General features: G+C 40.7%; 19 protein-coding genes. 13 read left to right on the top strand and 6 right to left on the bottom strand.

Translation table 11 applies throughout. From position 1 onward, the window contains the following. Positions 1-302: 302 nt before the first annotated feature. Positions 303-2099 carry a helix-turn-helix transcriptional regulator gene (locus L1283_RS11495; protein ID WP_145329178.1) on the bottom strand — a complete coding sequence of 599 codons (1797 nt, stop codon included), beginning with the start codon at positions 2097-2099 and terminating at the stop codon, positions 303-305. Between the two features lie 240 nt (positions 2100-2339). Between L1283_RS11495 and L1283_RS11490 the strand changes: the two genes are divergently transcribed. From L1283_RS11490 to L1283_RS11445, 10 genes are all read left to right on the top strand, one after another. Beyond that, positions 2340-2681 carry a hypothetical protein gene (locus tag L1283_RS11490; RefSeq protein ID WP_145329176.1) on the top strand — a complete coding sequence of 114 codons (342 nt, stop codon included), beginning with the start codon at positions 2340-2342 and terminating at the stop codon, positions 2679-2681. A 12-nt stretch (positions 2682-2693) separates the two neighbouring features. Continuing rightward, on the top strand, positions 2694-3428 hold the full coding sequence (locus tag L1283_RS11485; protein WP_145329174.1) for a DKNYY domain-containing protein: 735 nt from the start codon (positions 2694-2696) through the stop codon (positions 3426-3428). A 101-nt stretch (positions 3429-3529) separates the two neighbouring features. After that, positions 3530-4084 (top strand): hypothetical protein, encoded by a 555-nt coding sequence (locus tag L1283_RS11480; protein WP_145329172.1) that lies wholly within the window; start codon positions 3530-3532, stop codon positions 4082-4084. 306 nt (positions 4085-4390) lie between these two features. After that, complete coding sequence (locus L1283_RS11475; protein ID WP_158638915.1) at positions 4391-4804, top strand: DUF3592 domain-containing protein; 414 nt, start codon at positions 4391-4393, stop codon at positions 4802-4804. A gap of 11 nt (positions 4805-4815) precedes the next feature. After that, positions 4816-5352, top strand: coding sequence for a hypothetical protein (locus L1283_RS11470; protein WP_145329168.1), 537 nt, complete (start codon positions 4816-4818; stop codon positions 5350-5352). 60 nt (positions 5353-5412) lie between these two features. Continuing rightward, positions 5413-6084 carry a hypothetical protein gene (locus L1283_RS11465; protein ID WP_145329166.1) on the top strand — a complete coding sequence of 224 codons (672 nt, stop codon included), beginning with the start codon at positions 5413-5415 and terminating at the stop codon, positions 6082-6084. 38 nt (positions 6085-6122) lie between these two features. Next, positions 6123-6470: a hypothetical protein gene (locus L1283_RS11460; protein WP_145329164.1), complete on the top strand. Its 348-nt coding sequence runs from the start codon at positions 6123-6125 to the stop codon at positions 6468-6470. A gap of 144 nt (positions 6471-6614) precedes the next feature. After that, positions 6615-7109 (top strand): hypothetical protein, encoded by a 495-nt coding sequence (locus L1283_RS11455; protein ID WP_145329162.1) that lies wholly within the window; start codon positions 6615-6617, stop codon positions 7107-7109. A gap of 131 nt (positions 7110-7240) precedes the next feature. Then, the gene (locus L1283_RS11450) at positions 7241-7543 is read left to right on the top strand and encodes an MGMT family protein (protein ID WP_145329160.1); all 303 of its coding nucleotides are present in this window, start codon (positions 7241-7243) and stop codon (positions 7541-7543) included. Positions 7544-7552: 9 nt separating this feature from the next. Continuing rightward, complete coding sequence (locus L1283_RS11445; protein WP_145329158.1) at positions 7553-8080, top strand: DUF1697 domain-containing protein; 528 nt, start codon at positions 7553-7555, stop codon at positions 8078-8080. Positions 8081-8181: 101 nt separating this feature from the next. Here the strand turns inward: L1283_RS11445 and mgrA are convergent, their stop codons facing one another. Beyond that, a complete protein-coding gene (gene mgrA, locus L1283_RS11440; protein WP_159726905.1) occupies positions 8182-9213 on the bottom strand; it encodes an L-glyceraldehyde 3-phosphate reductase in 1032 nt (343 codons plus the stop codon). Positions 9214-9432: 219 nt separating this feature from the next. On the opposite strand from mgrA, the gene L1283_RS11435 reads away from it, so the two are divergent. Next, entirely contained in the window at positions 9433-10074 is a 642-nt protein-coding gene (locus L1283_RS11435) for a peptidylprolyl isomerase (protein WP_145329154.1), read from the top strand. 51 nt (positions 10075-10125) lie between these two features. On the opposite strand, the gene L1283_RS11430 is transcribed toward L1283_RS11435, so the two are convergent. The 4 genes from L1283_RS11430 to L1283_RS11415 form a co-directional block, all read right to left on the bottom strand. Then, entirely contained in the window at positions 10126-10761 is a 636-nt protein-coding gene (locus L1283_RS11430) for an HdeD family acid-resistance protein (RefSeq protein WP_075992464.1), read from the bottom strand. A 99-nt stretch (positions 10762-10860) separates the two neighbouring features. Further along, entirely contained in the window at positions 10861-12201 is a 1341-nt protein-coding gene (locus tag L1283_RS11425) for a TolC family protein (RefSeq protein ID WP_312460058.1), read from the bottom strand. 84 nt (positions 12202-12285) lie between these two features. After that, positions 12286-13134 carry a helix-turn-helix domain-containing protein gene (locus tag L1283_RS11420; protein ID WP_248933726.1) on the bottom strand — a complete coding sequence of 283 codons (849 nt, stop codon included), beginning with the start codon at positions 13132-13134 and terminating at the stop codon, positions 12286-12288. A gap of 176 nt (positions 13135-13310) precedes the next feature. Next, positions 13311-14150 carry an aldo/keto reductase gene (locus L1283_RS11415; RefSeq protein WP_312460060.1) on the bottom strand — a complete coding sequence of 280 codons (840 nt, stop codon included), beginning with the start codon at positions 14148-14150 and terminating at the stop codon, positions 13311-13313. A gap of 273 nt (positions 14151-14423) precedes the next feature. Here L1283_RS11415 and L1283_RS11410 point away from each other — a divergent pair, with 273 nt between their 5' ends. Together L1283_RS11410 and L1283_RS11405 are read left to right on the top strand one after the other, a co-directional pair. Then, positions 14424-16643, top strand: a complete 2220-nt coding sequence (locus L1283_RS11410; protein ID WP_429626109.1) for an NADP-dependent isocitrate dehydrogenase — start codon at positions 14424-14426, stop codon at positions 16641-16643. A gap of 288 nt (positions 16644-16931) precedes the next feature. Then, positions 16932-17188 (top strand): IS110 family transposase (locus tag L1283_RS11405; protein WP_429626108.1); only part of this gene is annotated, 257 nt, incomplete at its 3' end.

Below are 17188 nucleotides of genomic sequence, written 5' to 3'. Positions count from 1 at the left end.
AATGATATAATCAAGATAACCTTTAAACACGCTCTCAAAAGCATCGCGTTTAAAAGTAAAAGAAGATGAATAGAATCTTTATTGAACTAAAGGTTTAACTCATATCCGAATCAATTCTAGAATAGGATTAGTAGCTGTTCGTTGGAAGTTTATGAGAAGCCAGCTTAGTCCTTAATTATTTTGCAATTAGATGTTTAAATGGATTTTTAAGTTGTTCTTAATACGGTTTTTTCAAACTGTTAGCCGAATGTTTATTTGAATAGAATTGACTAGCGAAAAAATCCGGTTCAAAAAATAATCTGCTATTCTCTCAAAAATTCTTCCAGATCGGTATCCTTATCCAGACCGAACTTCTGTTTCAAGCGGTACTTAAACATTCGGACGCTCTGGGCCTCCACATGCATCGCTTGCGCAATCTGGTTGGTGCTCATCTGAAGGTGAATGTAAGCGCAGTATTTTAAATCAAGTGGGGTAAGTTTCTTGACGGCTCTGGCTGAAAGCTGACTGAAAAAATCGGGATGTAGCAGTTGGATCTGATTGATAACATCCTGAAAATCGGCACTGATCAGCATTTCTTCTTTTAGGAGTTTTTTTATAGGAGCAGCATCGCCATCATTCAACTGCGTTTTGATCTGCTGCAACATATCATTTTTATGTTCGATCATCAAGGAGCTTGCCAGCGCTTCTTTTTCAAGCTGCTTGCGCTTGAGTTCCAGTAGTTCCTGCTCGGCGCGTAGACGTGCCTGTTCTTCCTTTTCCAGCTGGAGCTGTATTGCAGCCCGTTTTTCGCCATCTTGCTTTTCCAACTGAAGTTTCCGCTCACGTTCGATGGAATAGCGCAGCCTAAAGTGATAGGAGCGGAACATAAAACCCAGACCGAGCAGCATCGCCAGAGCAAGCCCACCGTAAAGATAATTTTGTTTTTTACGAAATTCGGCTTTCTGGCTGAGCAAAAGTAATTGTTGGTTTTTCTTTTCGGTCTCATACTGCACCGCCAACTTCTGTACATTAAATAACTGCTGTTGATCAAAGGTCTTTTTCAGCAGCTGCTCCGCTGTCTGCTGATAGTTGAGTGCCGTTTTCAGGTCATTCTTTTTGGTAGCAATCTCGGCAAGGTGCTTAAATACGGTATATTCAGATTTGTAAAAGGTATTTCCGTCCTGTTTAATCTGACTGATTGACTGCAGTAAATACTGCTCTGCAAGTGGCAGATTATTTTCTAGTAAAGCAAAATCACTCTTGATCCCATAGACATTGACCCAATAATCTGCTGCGGCGTTATTCTTTTTTAGCTCAGTTTCTGCCAGAGCCAAATAGTGGAATGCCTGTTTTTTTCTTTCGTGCAGCGATGCCTTTGAAAACTCAAAGTAAAAATTGGCCAGATTGATGCAGGTGATCACAAAACTATTCGGACTGATGTCGCTGCGAGCTTGCTGATAGCGGCCGAATGATTTTTGGAGGTAGTGGAAGCTACTGTCGAGTAGGGATCTCTGCGGCTGCTTTTCATAGCGGGCCTGAAACATGCTCGAGAGCCCATTATAGACATTTACAAGCGAATTGTTATTTTTGGCTTTTCGCGCATAATGTTCACATTGGCGAATGTAAAAGTTCATTTTTTCATCTTCGTTCCAGCGGCTGTATACACCATATAGCAGGTAATTCAGGGCATATTGATTTTGTGGGTCTTTTTCGCTTTTTTCCAGTAACCGTAATCCTTTGAGGGCACTTGTTACGACCTCATCGGGTAAACCCAGTTGCCGGTTCAGTGCGGCCTCGGCACGGTAAGCCATGGCTTTGGCTTCGTTTGTGCTGGCTTGCTGGGCGAATTTCTCGCTATTGTCCAGACTACTCTTACTCAGTAACAGGCTGTCGAGTGTACCGTAGATCAGGCTTTGCTGTGCGTAGAAATAGACCATTTCATCAGCCGTATTTTTCTTGTTTTCGATTGCTTTTTCGAGGAGTGCCAAGGCTTCCTTTGCCCGATTGTTGATCCGGAGGTTTTCCAATTTCCCTAAAGTCTGCTGCACAGCTGGGGTTAGCTGCGCTTTTGCGCAGCAAGCTATCGACAGGATCAAGATCAGTAGAGGGAAGTTTTTCAAATACATATTATTTATATACAACAAACGTGCAGTGTACCAAATTTAATATTTAAATCTGTAATGATTTTTATTCGGGCTCTAATCTTATTTTTTTAAACATGCTGTTTTTCAGTGTTTTGGCGAATTTGTAGATGTTTTGTATATACTGTTTTTTTTGTTAGTAGATGTTTTGTCGGCACCTTAGGAAAGGTTTTTGAATCAGATTCTGACATATTTGCTTAAACAAAAAAATATAACATCATGAGTCCCAGAGTACAATCTATTCTTAGTTATATCGGTATCTTATGGCTAGTCGCTTATTTCGGCGGAAAATCGCAGCGAAATGATTTCAGTAGCTATCACCTCAAGCAGGGCTTGGGGCTTCTCCTTTTTTCTTTTCTGTTTGGCGTGATCGTCAACATCGTTGGCTTCTTTTTCGCGTCGCTTGCAGGGATATTAGCTTATGCAGGCATATTGTTTTTTATCGTGATGGTCATCGGTATAATCAATGCGGCCAATGATGTGAAAAAGCCTTTACCCTTGGTCGGTGAATTATTTGACAAGCAATTTCCATTTCTAGATAGGGAAAGCAATACGGACTAAAACAAATTAATCATGAGTAGGAAGGATTTAGGGAATGGTTTTGTGGTAATCGATGACAGCTTTATCTTGCATTTCGACAGCGAAGTGTACCGAAAGTTTTATGCTGACATTGATTTTCAAAGCTTTGAAATCATCCAAAGTAACGGTTCTACTTTCCATTACTTTAAGGATAACAATCATGTTTACCTGGAAAGTTATAGAAATAGATTCTGTATTCTGCCTGATGCTGATCCTGTGGATTTTCAGATCCTTGATTTTGAAAAAGGCATGGCAACCTCGGGAGGCCACGATTATGTTTTTGAGCAGAAGCTTGCCTATCGCCTTGCTGATTTCAGGGAGCTCCCAGGGATCTATCAGCTAGTAGGCGATTCGGTCTACTGTGCGTATTTTAAACATGTTGAGGATGCCGATGCAACGTCTTTTGAAGTGCTCCACGGAGAGCGTATCGGAAATGTGGCGAAAGATAGTAAGCATGTCTATTTTCGCGATGAAATCGTACCTGATGCGGATGCGGAAAGTTTTAGTATTCTAGCGGAATGCGTGGGCGGAAGCTATTACCGGGAATGTGATCATACCTTTTACGCGACGGACAGACGCTGGGCATTTTATATAGACAGCATCGCAAAATCCATTAAAACCATCAAAACAAAAAATGTACAGCAATTCGGTTTTGAAGTGCGAGACGAACTGGGCTATGCGTTTGATGGAGAATACCGCTATCTGTATGGAAAAAGAGCTCGGCAGTAAATGGTCGTTATCAGTAGCTCTTTACTGAAAGATGTTGAAGGAAGTGTTAAAAAAAGGAGCGGAAATGGTGAATTGGTCAATGCAAACAAATCAATTAAAATATGTCTGTAAAGAAAATAATGGGAATAATCATCACGATAGGAATTGTAGCCATGTTGGGCTTCGGATTTTTTCTGTACGCGACCATCAAAACGAAGTCTACAGGTGTGAGCCAATATCCACCGTTTAAGCAGTGGGTGGGAAAAACAGTGACACTGGATAAGGAGACAATTCTGATCAGTGAAAGGGTGAAGCTATATGCACAAAACGGTTATCCATATCTTTTATTTGATAGCTTGCATCCCGACTGGCCTTATATTGAAGAACGCATCCGGCTGGGCGACTATACACTGGTGGAAAAGTTTCCGGCCGGCATCAGCTTTCATATTGAAAAAGCCGTCCAGTTTACAGGGGGTGTCTCGGGCAGTTCGACCCCCTTTGTTTTTGGGAAGGTCCGCTATGGGGGCAAAAGCTACGGAACGGCCTATCAGTGGGGGACTATGGATATTGCAAAATTTATGGATAAAGTGGACGCGAGCTGGCACTTTCATCAGGCTCCCTGGCAGCCAAAGGCAGATACAGTATTTTATGCGCTGCCAGAGGCACGGTGGTGGTAACTTAAAATTAAAATGTGATGAAGTACAGGGCAATAAAAGATATACGGATTTATGAAAGCGACATTCAAAATGGTAACGGAAATGGTCTTCCGAAACAATTGGGTACGCTTTTTCTGCCGAGCAATTTATTTTCTAATAGATACTGTCCGGGTGATTAACGGAAAAATCATCATGAAGCCTAAAAGAACATTTATTGCATCTATGAATAGTCATAACTGTCTGATTCCTATTGAATTAAAACTACATGGTCACGAAAAAATGTAACTAATCTCTCTATTTTTTTAACTTCAACCCCAAAACATGAAAATGGCAACAACAATACATATGATACTGCTCTTTATTGGATTGGCACTCCTTATGTTAGGCATAGTCTCTTTTAGCCGCGCAAGGAGACTTATGAGCAATGGTTCGCTCGTACTGGCGACAGTCGTCGAAAATATTCCTTCTCGGGGCAGTGAGGGTGGTATCATGTATACGCCCCTGATGGAATATAGCATAGATGGCAGCGTCAGAAGTTTTTCACCTTCAGCAATGGCTAATCCACCGGCTTATGCTGTAGGCGAAAAAATAAATCTGATCTATGATCCGAACAATAATAACGATATACGCATCCGCTCCTATTGGGGAGTGTATTTGGCCAGCAATATCTTATTGGCCATAGCTTTGCCGATGGTCTTGATCAGCATCGGTTATTTTCTATTCAAAGCAGGAATTATTTAACGTGCAATCTTATGGAACTAGATACACTTTATATTCAGATTCAAATCGAAAGGAAAAATTTAGCAGGGTTCTTTTCGGCAAAACCAAGCCCCGAAGACTTGGACGAAAATTGGCGAGAGTGGTGGGGCAGTCGCGAAATGTATAGTAAAACAGCATTGGAAGCTATCCCTACCTATTCGAAACAGTACAACCGTGAGGTTGTTGATGAACTGCTCTGTGACCGCTTTTGCGCAGCAGCGGAACATTATGACGAGGACAAACAATGCTGGACTTTCATAGCACTCAATTTTAGTGAAAACTATCATGAAATCCTGCCTATGCTGGCTTTTATAAAGCAACTGGCCAAATTTTCCGAAGTCGGACTGGCTCTTATTTATAATTGGATGTGGGGTGGTGAATCCGTGATGGCTTTTGTCCAAATTCAGCATGGACAGGCATTACTTCAGCCGGTTAGGGAATGTGCGCAGATCGCCCCCGAGATCCTAAAGGATATAGATAGCTATTTACAAGTCGTAGCCGATAATCGCTATAATAAACAAAGTGATTAACGTCCTTCCTGGAAATTGTGTCAACAAATAACAACATAAAATACCCATAATCTTTTAGATATGTTTTTTCTACTCCAACAATATGAAGCAACGCGTTTTGCAGCCGGCCATTTGCAAAATCCTCAGACAGCAGAACAGGCTATGGTTTTGGTGTTTTTACGAACTAAAATGCACATGGCCGTTTGTACAGTAAATTCTAAAAAAGCGACTGGCGAATTTAAGGATCTGAGTACAGGAAAGGTGATCTCAAGGCGACTATGGACAGCTGAAATGAAGGCTTTCTACCAGACAAAGAGCAAAGAAGTACCAAGGCCACCCTTTGTGTTCAAGATGACCATTCTGGGCTGGATAGCCACGCTGCTCATTGTCGCCGTATTTGGAATGATCATTTACGACGGAATGAAGCCGCCGTTGCCAAAGTCGGCGGAAACAATCGCCATGGAACAAAAGCCTGCTGTGGGTGATGTATATTTTGGCCATTTCGAAGCGCGTCCGGGACCTGGCGACCGCTTGGGATTCGGTTGGTTCAAGGTCCTCAAAGTGGACGGCGATACCTATTATATTGCTAAATCCACGATCATGAGCAAAACCAGCAAGCCCAAAGAACAATTGGACAACAGTACTTTTGAGGCGGAAGGAACTCCAGTTAAGATAACAGAGCAGGCTGGATATCTAATCAATCTAAGATCTGCAGATCGGGGCCTGGAAATTTATTTTACGGATAAGAACTAATGTTAGAAATAATTTCACTCCTATCTAGATAGCTGAATATGAGTTCAGTAATATTCAATTTTAGTTTAAGAGATAGGTCAAGGGCAATATACTGGAAAAATAGACAAGAAGTTATTTTAGCAACTGGCTCTGGGATTCATGCAACTTGGTTAACAGGTTCTATCTTTGTAGCTGGTAATGATGTCTATGTAGCGGGAGTGAGTATTGACCCAAATACAAATGAACCCATGGCTGTCTACTGGAAGAATGGACAAATGGTTATATTGGCAAAAGGGGAAACTTTTACTCAAGCATTGGCAATTGCAGTTGCTGGAAATGATGTATATGTCGCGGCTTTGTTTATTGGAGAGGGGACGAAAAGATCGTATTTCGAGGGATTGGTTTGATACCGAAGGAATATGGAGATTGGGGTCACGAAATCTTAATAACTTTTGTAAATTAGGAAAATAGTAAAAAGCGTTGTCTGTTGACAACAGACAACGCTTTTTTTTGTTTGATTATTTACTTATCAGCGTCTAAAGGAACAAGATATGGGCGGAAAATTGATCCTAAAGTTCTCACTTTTGGTTGGACAGCTATTCTTATGGGAAAGCTGTACCCATAACTCACATCGGGTGACGGTAGAAAATACTAAAAATGAGATTACAGCAGTGTCATTTTCTACGGTTGGCGGATTTACAGCAACACCTTCAAAAGGTTATACGATTAAGATAACAAGAGATAGTGTTTATTGTCTGTTTTCTGCAATTGATACAGCCCAGAGTACCCTAAAATCATATGGCAATACGGAAGACAAATGGAACTTCCTATTGGATAAAATTGATTTGGAAAAATTTATTGCCGCTAAAGAGGAGGAGTCGCGTCAGCCATACGACGGAATAGATATAAAAATAAGCATTGCAACAAAAAAGGGGCAATATGTAAAACTGAATGCTTACGATAGCCCTAGCTGGAATCGCGTATATAGACAATTGGAGGAATCGTTCCCCCCAAAATCATATGGAAACAAAAAATTAGACAAGTGAATCAATTAAAGACTGTATCGCTTACAAGAGCTTTTCGTAACTTAGGTTGCTCTTCTCTTTTTGCTATGAGAATAGCAAAGGAATGGCACTCTTTGATGTAAATATATCGAGCTATTAAAATGTGAACCGAAATGGATGAGCAATTCAAACAACAAGTATATGAGGTTGCAAAGCTGATTCCCAAAGGTCGAGTAACGACTTATGGAGCCATAGCAAAAGCTTTGGGTTTTCCTAACCACTCAAGGCACGTCGGGAAAGCGATGGGCGGATGCCCGAAAGATGTTCCTGCTCATCGTGTTATATCAAGTAGCGGTATACTTGCTGTGCCTGGGTTTCAAGAACGGCTTGAAGCTGAAGGACTTGTTGTGAATAATTTACGGATCAAGGATTTTAGAAAGTTGTTTTGGAATCCGATGGAGGAATTAATCGATTAATTTAATAACATGAAATACTGTGCTTTTCTACGTGGCGTCAATGTGAAGGGAACCAATATGAAGATGGTAGATGTCTGTCAAGTTTTTAAGGACGCCGGTCTAACTGATGTCACTTCGGTACTGGCTTCTGGAAATATTGTTTTTTCGTCGGACAAAGCGGCCGACCCGCTCAAGCGGCTATTGGAGGAGTCCATGTCGGCATATTTTTCTTATGAAGCTTTTTTATTCATCCGGTCGCAGGAAGAGGTGGAATTGCTGCAGGCAAACATTCCGTTCGAAACGCATACGGACTTCCATGTATATGCTTTTGTAGGGACAAAAGGTGTCGAAACAATACTGATGGATGAATTCAGCAATTCGACGCAGGTGCTAGGGGAGAAGGCTGAAATTGTCAATACAGTCTTTTATTGGCGTGTGCCTAAGGGAAATACTTTGGACTCCAGCTTTGGAAAGGTGCTAGGGAAAAAGAATCTTAAAGATAAGATGACAAGCCGGAATATCAACACCTTTGAAAAGATAGTGAAAAAAATGGGTTAATCAACGGAAAGAGCCCGGATAGTGCCGGGCTCTTTTTTGTTTTATGGAATTCAACCGGGCGCAAAGCGGTTCTCCGGATGAAAACTTCTGTGCCATTAATCTTAATCGATCTCAGCCGATTTAGCCCAGATATTAATATGCCCATCTTTTGCATAAAGATCAATTTCGTGAATTTCCTCCGGACTAAACGACAGATTTTTCAGTGCACCAACGCAATCAACAACCTGTTGTGGTCTTGATGCACCAATGAGCGCCGATGTAACCTGCTTCTTACGTAATACCCAGGCAATCGCCATCTGTGCGAGCGACTGTCCTCTACGCTGTGCAATTGCATGTAAAGCCTGGATATTCTTTTGATTTTCTTCGTTCAGAAATTTTGTCTGAAGTGATTTGGACTGCGAAGCGCGACTATTCTCCGGGATATGTTGTAAATATTTATCGGTGAGCATGCCCTGTGCCAGGGGAGAGAATACGATAGAACCAATGCCTATCTCATCCAAGGTGTCAAGCAAGCCATCGGTTTCCACCCATCTGTTTAACATGGAATAGCTGGGCTGATGAATAATAAAAGGTGTACCCAATGATTTCAGGATCGCATAGGCCTCTTTTGTGCGTTGCGAGTTATAGGATGAAATACCGACATAAAGTGCTTTTCCGCTGCGGACTAGCTGATCCAGTGCCAACATGGTCTCCTCTAAGGGGGTATTGGGGTCGAAACGATGTGAATAGAAAATATCGACGTAATCGATACCCAGGCGCTTGAGTGATTGCTCGCAGCTTGATATCAGATATTTACGGCTTCCCCATTCTCCATAAGGCCCATTCCACATGTGATATCCTGCTTTTGATGAAATAATCATTTCGTCGCGTAAACCGTAAAATTGTTCTTTTAATATTTGTCCGAAGGCCTTTTCGGCGCTCCCAGCAGGAGGGCCGTAATTGTTTGCGAGGTCAAAATGGGTAATTCCCAAGTCAAACGCGGTTGTGCAAATATCAACTTTGGTTTGATGGGGCGTGTCGTCACCGAAATTATGCCACATTCCCAATGAGATGGCAGGCAATAGAAGACCGGATTGACCACAACGATTATAGATCATATCTTGATATCGGTCTGGATTTGCTGTATACTGCATAGTCTTGAATAGTTTTAATCCAAACTAAGATAAATTTATGCTTATTTGCAAGTTTTAACTAGACACTTTATATGTAATTTTTTAGTGAAGGGCAACTTTCGAAAGGATCTTATGCAGATGTCCTTCAAGCGCATTTGGAAAACTGCAGGGGAATGTCTTTTATAAATCGAAATTTAATGTATTTTTATATGAAATCTAAGAAACTGATTAATTCGTACTATGAGGAAAATTCTGACCATCCTATGCTTTCTTTTTATTGTATTGGGGAATTGTTATGCACAATCAAAACATCTGCTTTTCAAGACTGATTTTGGCGATTTTAAAGTTGTACTTTATGACTATACGCCCAATCATCGCGATTTGATGTTGCGATCCATTCGGGATACTGTGTATCAGGGAGCATTGTTTAATCGCATTATTGAAAATTTTGTTGTGCAGGGCGGAGAGCATGATATTGATATTGAAAAACGTGAGGCAGCAGATCCCCTTCATAAAAAACCACGATTGGCAGCAGAGTTCGATGACCGGGCTTTTCATAAAATGGGTGCTCTGGGGGCAGGACGGGATGGAAATCCCGCGAAGGCATCTTTTTTGAATCAGATCTATTTCGTGGTTGGAAAGAAAATCACGGCAGCTGAGCTTGATAGTCTGGAATTAAAGAAAGGCATAAAATATACTGCAGCACAACGTAAGGAGTACTTAGCTCGCGGAGGACAGCCAAGACTCGATCATGATTTTACCGTTTTTGGTGAAATTTATGAAGGCTTTGATGTGATCATGAAAATAAGTCGTGTAAAAACAGATAAGCAAGATTATCCACTTCATAAAGTGCCTTTTAAGATTGTTGAAATAAGTAAATAATCTTGACCACCGAATTAATATTGATAAAAAAAGGGCTTAATTGCCCTTTTTCTATTTACGATGTTGATCAAATTCTTCTTTAAGCTTCTGATAACGTTCTTTCCACTCGTCTGGTAGCTTTTTCGGGATATCTTTGAGACTTTTCAGCTGAAATGCAAATACACAGGCTGCGAAACCAACCGTACTAATAGCCATTCCTGTCCAGATCACCAGTGAGAAACCGGCAAATAATGGATTCCAAAGCAAGATAAAGCTGAAAATAATACCTAAAATGGCAAATAACAAATTCCATCCCCAAGATTTACTACCGTAATTTTTGAGATCAAAGGAAAAGGACAGCAGTTGGAAGGATTTAAAAAGTGCATAAAAACCCACGATAAATGCCAAGGTGCTTGCTGATAACAGCGGATTGGCAATCAGCAATATGCCGAATAGGGTATAGAGGATGCCCCCGGTGAGGTACCAGCCCCAACCATCCACTTCATCTTTATTCTGCACGGCAAATATGATTTCCAAAATACCAGAAATAATAAATGACCATGAAAATAGAATCGCTAATGTGAGAAATGCAGCAACAGGTGTGGAAATGGTATAGAAACCCAAAAGAATTAATAGAATACCGATAATCAATGGGATATACCAATGCTTGATGGATGTCCGGATCGTTTTAAAAAATGAATTTGCCATAATAATGAGTTAAAATATTGCAGATAAAAAAGCCCCATTAATTTCTTAACGAGGCCTTACATATATAAAACTGATTAAATTAGGCAAAAGGAAAATATACTAGATCTTTCCAGTCTCTTTTAAAAGTTTGTAATATGCATACACGATATTGATTTCAGCATTTGTGTATTTCAATTCCGCTTCAAGTTTTGAGTTTGATGCATCCATGATATCGACGATCAACGCCAATTGGTTCAAATACTTTTTCTCAATAATACGATAGTTCTCATCTGCAAGCGCTTTATTGTACTCCAAAGTCTTGCGTTGTGAGTAGGCCTCATTGTATTTAATGTATGCAGTATTAACAGCTACGCTGGTTTTTTGTTTCAGGGCGCTTGCGTATTTCTCGTTTTTTTCAATTTGTAGATCATTTAGCTTAAGCTTTTTTCCAGTGGTGTAGACTGAGGAAATCGTATAGCTTAGCGAGATACCCGTATTCCAGGTATTCATGTATTTGTCGATCACCGGCATCACATTGGTGATGGGTTTCACAAGACTGTTTCCCGCGAATACGCTAAGGGCAGGGGATCGTTCCGATTTTGTAATCGCCTTTTCTGTCTGCAGAAGCTCGGTCTCTTTGGCCGCAAGTTGAAGGCCCGGGCTGAACACATAAGCATCTTGTTTCAAGCTCGCGAGGTCTGCCAGCTGAAACCTGCTATCTAATAATTTATCATCCGGCTCAATTACTGTGCCCTCCTGTAGTCCTAACGCGACGATAAGCTCGTCATTCAGGATTTTCCGATTGTTTTGAATGACCTCTTTCGCTAGTTCCAATTCAGATATTTGCAATTGGTTTCGGATGACATCATTTTTGGTGATCATGCCCTGTTTATATAATTTTTCCGTCAGGTCTAACCTTTTGTGGGCAAGCTCAATATTTTGATTATAGACAGCTTCTTGATTTTTAAGTTTGAATAGATCAAGGTAGTACCCTAAAACCAAAATTTTAATGTTCTGTTCTTCATTCTTATGATCTAATTCAGCCAGTTCTTCGCCAAGAGAGGATGCTTTGATACTATTTTTTACCACACCTCCTTTCCAGATAAGTTCTTTCGCCTCCAAAGCATAATTATTGCCGAAATGGGGTAGAGGTACCTTTTCCGACCCCGAGAGGTCTTTGTCGATCAAGGTAGCATTGCCGAGGTAAAAGGCCGATGCCGAAGCGCTGATTTCGGGAAGCCTTCTTAATTTTGCAACTTCTGTTTTTTGTTGGGCGATACGTACAGCTGATGCCGAAACGATAAGATTTGGGTGGTTATGGATAGCAAGTTCGAACAGTTTTTCAATTGTTATTTTCCGGCTGTTTATGCTGTCTTGACCGTATGTTTGATTGCAAAAGAATGTAAAGAAGCATAACGTCAAGTAAAAACCTATTTTTCGGGCTCTTGACTTCGTATTCATGGTATTTAACTTTGTTTATATATGTGATACAAAGTTAGTATGCCTTGGGGGGACAAGAAATGTTTGATTCCTGCTTTATGATGTTCAATTGGTAACAAGGTTGGCTTGCTGTTCACGAAATAACTTGGGGGTTATCCCGACATGTTTTTTGAAAAACTTGCTAAAAGCATATTGATCTGAAAAATTAAATTCCTGTGAGATTTGATTGATTGTTTTGGTAGAAATGGTGAGTTGCGCTCTAGCTTCTGTGACTAGCCAGTTACTAATAATTTCAGAGGGCGATTCTTTTGTAATCTCCTTGACGCTGATCGACAGGTATTTGATGGAGATGTTGAGGCGGTCGGCGTAGAATGCTAGATCGCGCTGTTCTTTGTAGTGATCGGCTATAAGCTGTAAAAAATGCACGGTAATTTCTTCCTTTCTTTTGTTGTGTGTCTTTCCGGAGCTTTCGCCGGCAGTATAGATCACATCGGCCAAAAGGTAAATAATCGCCATAAAAATATTGATATTGGCTTTTTGGAGAAAATCCTTCTTCGGATCGATCGGTTTTTTACGGTTGCCATGCAAAGTGCATAACAATGTCCAGATAGCTTCAAAATCGTTGGGGGCGGGAGTAAAAGGTGTGGAGCGATTGGCATTGATTAACCGATACGCATCGTATCGACTGATCGACAATCGTATTCGGTTGGAAAAATTCCGGTCATAATGAAGTATTTTAAAAACAGCATCGGTACTAATTGCCGTAAAGCTGTAGTACTTATTGTATCCGATAAAGAGGATATTGCCAGCTTGGAGATCGGTAGGCGTACCATTGCTATTGACCTGAATAGAGCCTTTATACAGCAGGATACAAGTCGTCCATAAGGGGTGATAGTAGTAGTCTTCTCCCTGCACAGGAAGTTCCGATTGATCTATAAGTTCTATTTCATTCATTTTTTTCAATAAAAAAGTAAGGAATAGCGTAGGCAACTTTACCGCTATAATAGCAAAAAATTGTTATACACTGTTTAGGAAAAAGGGACAATAAGTTTCTTTTGTGCTAGAAGCTCTGCAATATAGGATTTATGGAGCAGCCTTAGAGCGACTCCATAAATTTTGTATTACCGCTCTTAAAAAGCGACTTTTTTAGGGTCCGATCCGGAAAACCCCATTTCAGGTAAATCGAGGATAGTTTTGATATCGCTTGCTGTCAGCTCAAAATCGTCGATAGCTAAATTTCGTTTTATATTATCGGGATTGGTTGATTTTGGCAGCGGCAAGATGCCCTGAGATAAGGCAAATTTGATACAGATTTGTCCAACACTTGTATTCTTTTCCTCAGCCAGTGCAACGAGTGTTTCATCCTGTAATATTCTGCCCGAACCCAGGGGTGACCAAGCCTGAACAAGGATGTCATTGGATTGGGAGAGCGCCACGGTATCTTTCTGAAGATACCCCGGATGAAATTCAATTTGGTTCACGGCAGGTACGATTGTCGCTGACTCCAATAATTTGGCGAGGTAGTCTTTTGGGAAATTACTCACACCGATCGCTTTTATTTTTCCCTGTTGATACAGATGCTCAAAAGCTCGCCAGGTGTCCGCATTGATGTCTGCCCAGTTTGCAAATTGTGTTTCATTGGCTGGCCAGTGAATCAGGTAAAGATCGAGATAGTCCAATTGTAGATCGCTGAGTGATTTTTCAAATGCAGCAATTGTCTTATCGTATCCACGTTCGGTATTCCAGAGTTTTGTTGTAATAAACAGTGAATTACGATCTATACCACTGTCTTTTATAGCCTTTCCAACACTCTTTTCGTTTCCATATATAGCTGCAGTGTCAATATGTGTGTATCCAGCGGCAAGAGCTTCTTTAACTGCCTGATAAGCTTCTTCGCCCTCGGGAATTTGCCAAGTTCCAAATCCAATTGCCGGAATTTCAACTCCATTGTTCAATTTGAATGTTTTCATTGTCAGTTGCGTTTTTTAATTTGAGCTAAAATAGGATTTCGCCTGTAGTATCCGGTCACTGAAATGTCAAGAGGGATACTTTTGGGCGGAGCTGAAGCGACTTATTCTGTATTGCCAAAATATATTTATTTTCACAATTTTATTGTCAAAAGGGGGGCAATTCCTCGTTAATTATGGCATTAATTCTTATCTTTAGGCGAATTTTTGAGAAATTCAGATTTTTCAATGATTTCATATAGCATTAAAAATTAAACATATTTCTAATAGATTACTATGTCAAACAAATCAAAAATTGTTTGGACAAAAACAGATGAAGCTCCTTTATTAGCGACTTATTCGTTTTTGCCTATCGTTCAAGCGATTACAGCTACAGCTGGTATCGATGTTGAATTGAGAGATATCTCTTTAGCAGGTCGTATTCTTGCTAGCTTTCCAGAATTTTTAAAAGAAGATCAAAAAATTGCTGATGCATTGGCTGAGTTGGGACAGTTGGCAACAACTCCTGAAGCAAACATCATTAAATTACCGAATATCTCCGCGTCAATTCCGCAGTTAAAAGGTGCTATCGCTGAATTACAGCAAGCAGGATACGCTGTTCCGAACTATCCTGATGAAGCGACCACAGATGAAGAAAAATCAGCCAAAGCTAAGTATGCAAAGGTATTGGGTTCTGCTGTAAATCCTGTATTGCGTGAAGGAAACTCAGATCGCCGTGCACCTAAAGCGGTTAAGAATTATGCAAAAGCAAATCCACATAAAATGGGTGCTTGGGCGAAAGATTCCAAAACAAAGGTGTCATCCATGACTTCAGGTGATTTCTACGGTTCAGAACAGTCGGTAACCGTTGAAAATGAAGGCCAATTCAAAATTGAGTTTGTTGATGAGCAAGGTGCAGTGACAGAATTAAAAGGACTTTCTGCATTGAAAGCGGGAGAAGTTATTGATTCTTCAACGTTGAGCTTAACTGCATTGAAAGCTTTTGTAGCTGATGCTATCGCTGAAGCGAAAGCCGCAGGAGTATTGTTGTCTGCACATTTAAAGGCAACAATGATGAAAGTTTCTGATCCGATTATATTTGGTGCTGTTGTTGAAACTTATTTTGCAGATGTTTTTGCGCAATATGGCGATTTGTTCAAAGAGTTGGGTATCAATAAAAATAACGGTTTAGGCGAGGTTTATGCTAAAATCGCAGGTCATGCAAAAGAGGCTGAAGTGAAAGCTGCTATCGACGCTGCTATCGCAAATGGTCCTGCTTTAGCGATGGTAAATTCGGATAAAGGTATTACAAATTTCCACGTACCTTCTGATGTAATTATTGACGCTTCTATGCCAGCAATGATCCGTATCGGTGGTAAGATGTGGAATAAAGACGGTCAAGAAGAAGATACGATTGCTATGGTTCCTGATCGTTGTTATGCTGGTGTTTACGAAGCGACAATTGAAGACTGTAAGGAGCATGGTGCTTTAGATCCAAAAACAATGGGTTCTGTGCCAAACGTAGGTTTGATGGCGCAAAAAGCTGAGGAATACGGATCCCATGATAAAACTTTTCAAGCTGCAGGAAACGGAGTTATTCGTGTGGTTGATGCGGAAGGAAATGTTTTCATGGAGCAAAAAGTAGAGACAGGAGATATCTTCCGTATGTGTCAAACGAAAGATGCTCCGATTCAAGACTGGGTGAAATTGGCTGTAAATCGTGCCCGTCTATCTGAGACACCAGCTGTATTCTGGTTGGATGAAAACCGCGCACATGATAGAGAAATCATCAAAAAAGTAGAAAAATACTTGCCAAACTTTGATACAACTGGTCTGGATATTCGTATTTTATCTCCGATTGATGCGACGAAATTCTCTTTGGAACGTATTCGTAAAGGCGAAGATACTATTTCCGTGACTGGTAACGTATTACGTGATTATTTGACGGATTTATTCCCGATCTTAGAAGTGGGTACATCAGCTAAGATGTTGTCGATCGTTCCATTGATGAATGGTGGTGGTTTATTTGAAACAGGTGCTGGTGGTTCGGCTCCGAAACACGTAGAACAATTCCTTCAAGAAGGTTACTTGCGTTGGGATTCATCAGGTGAATTCTTGGCACTTGGTGCTTCTTTGGAACACTTGTCTCAAACACAAAATAATCCAAAAGCGCTGGTATTGGCGGAGACATTGGATGAAGCAACGGAGAAATTCTTGGCTAATGACAAATCTCCGGCACGTAGAGTTGGTCAGATCGATAACCGTGGGTCGCATTTCTACTTGACATTATACTGGGCTCAGGCTTTGGCAGCGCAAACAAAAGATGCTGAATTAGCTGAGAAATTTGCGACCGTTGCAAATGTGTTAACAGAAAATGAAGCGAAAATCAATGAAGAATTGATCGCGGCTCAGGGGCATGCACAAAACATCGGTGGTTATTATTTCCCGAATGATGAATTGGCAGCTAAGGCAATGCGTCCATCTGAAACATTGAATAATGCAATTTCCAGCATTTAAGCGGTAATTGCTTTCATAACAAAGAAGCCCAGTTCGATTGATCTGGGCTTTTATTTTTACTGAGAATTTAGAAAAGGTCATTATATTGTTGTTATACAAAATGTATTGACTTTTCGTGTGAGACGAATGTGGGCTAGGTAAACAGATCGTTATACCGTAAAAAAGGAATTGTCCACACGATTTTATTCTCAGGAGTCTGAACAGTACTTAAGGCCGCTATTTCGAGCCTGGATAAAACAAAAGGATAGACGAAGGATGATTAAGTCGATACGATTTAAATTCTTGACTATGGGTATTAGTAAACAATGCATTGGGATAGATATCTCAAAAGGGACCTTCACAGCATGTCTGTGTCAACGTTCAGATGATGGAGGACTAGCGTTCTCCAAGACAATTGATTTTAGTAACGACAGCAAAGGATTCAACCAGTTCCTTCGATGGACGAAAGGAGTCATTGCCAGAGATGCAGCACTTGTTTTTTTGATGGAAGCTACCGGTGTGTATTATGAGAACCTTGCCCACCATCTGCACAAGATTAAGAAAAT

It is taken from the genome of Sphingobacterium sp. HSC-15S19, assembly GCF_050433745.1.
Lineage (GTDB): Bacteria > Bacteroidota > Bacteroidia > Sphingobacteriales > Sphingobacteriaceae > Sphingobacterium > Sphingobacterium siyangense.
The sequence above is the reverse complement of the archived record's forward strand: the minus strand, read 5'-3'. Positions and strand labels throughout refer to the sequence as shown.

Bases quoted from the DNA above. Each gene is read 5' to 3' on its own strand.
- L1283_RS11470 (WP_145329168.1), top strand. From the start codon at position 4,816: ATGGAACTAGATACACTTTATATTCAGATTCAAATCGAAAGGAAAAAT.
- L1283_RS11430 (WP_075992464.1), bottom strand. From the start codon at position 10,761: ATGGCAAATTCATTTTTTAAAACGATCCGGACATCCATCAAGCATTGG.
- L1283_RS11490 (WP_145329176.1), top strand. From the start codon at position 2,340: ATGAGTCCCAGAGTACAATCTATTCTTAGTTATATCGGTATCTTATGG.
- L1283_RS11410 (WP_429626109.1), top strand. From the start codon at position 14,424: ATGTCAAACAAATCAAAAATTGTTTGGACAAAAACAGATGAAGCTCCT.
- L1283_RS11455 (WP_145329162.1), top strand. From the start codon at position 6,615: ATGGGCGGAAAATTGATCCTAAAGTTCTCACTTTTGGTTGGACAGCTA.
- L1283_RS11435 (WP_145329154.1), top strand. From the start codon at position 9,433: ATGAGGAAAATTCTGACCATCCTATGCTTTCTTTTTATTGTATTGGGG.
- L1283_RS11450 (WP_145329160.1), top strand. From the start codon at position 7,241: ATGGATGAGCAATTCAAACAACAAGTATATGAGGTTGCAAAGCTGATT.
- L1283_RS11445 (WP_145329158.1), top strand. From the start codon at position 7,553: ATGAAATACTGTGCTTTTCTACGTGGCGTCAATGTGAAGGGAACCAAT.
- L1283_RS11485 (WP_145329174.1), top strand. From the start codon at position 2,694: ATGAGTAGGAAGGATTTAGGGAATGGTTTTGTGGTAATCGATGACAGC.
- L1283_RS11425 (WP_312460058.1), bottom strand. From the start codon at position 12,201: ATGAATACGAAGTCAAGAGCCCGAAAAATAGGTTTTTACTTGACGTTA.
- L1283_RS11420 (WP_248933726.1), bottom strand. From the start codon at position 13,134: ATGAATGAAATAGAACTTATAGATCAATCGGAACTTCCTGTGCAGGGA.
- L1283_RS11415 (WP_312460060.1), bottom strand. From the start codon at position 14,150: ATGAAAACATTCAAATTGAACAATGGAGTTGAAATTCCGGCAATTGGA.
- L1283_RS11475 (WP_158638915.1), top strand. From the start codon at position 4,391: ATGGCAACAACAATACATATGATACTGCTCTTTATTGGATTGGCACTC.
- L1283_RS11480 (WP_145329172.1), top strand. From the start codon at position 3,530: ATGTCTGTAAAGAAAATAATGGGAATAATCATCACGATAGGAATTGTA.
- L1283_RS11460 (WP_145329164.1), top strand. From the start codon at position 6,123: ATGAGTTCAGTAATATTCAATTTTAGTTTAAGAGATAGGTCAAGGGCA.
- L1283_RS11465 (WP_145329166.1), top strand. From the start codon at position 5,413: ATGTTTTTTCTACTCCAACAATATGAAGCAACGCGTTTTGCAGCCGGC.
- mgrA (WP_159726905.1), bottom strand. From the start codon at position 9,213: ATGCAGTATACAGCAAATCCAGACCGATATCAAGATATGATCTATAAT.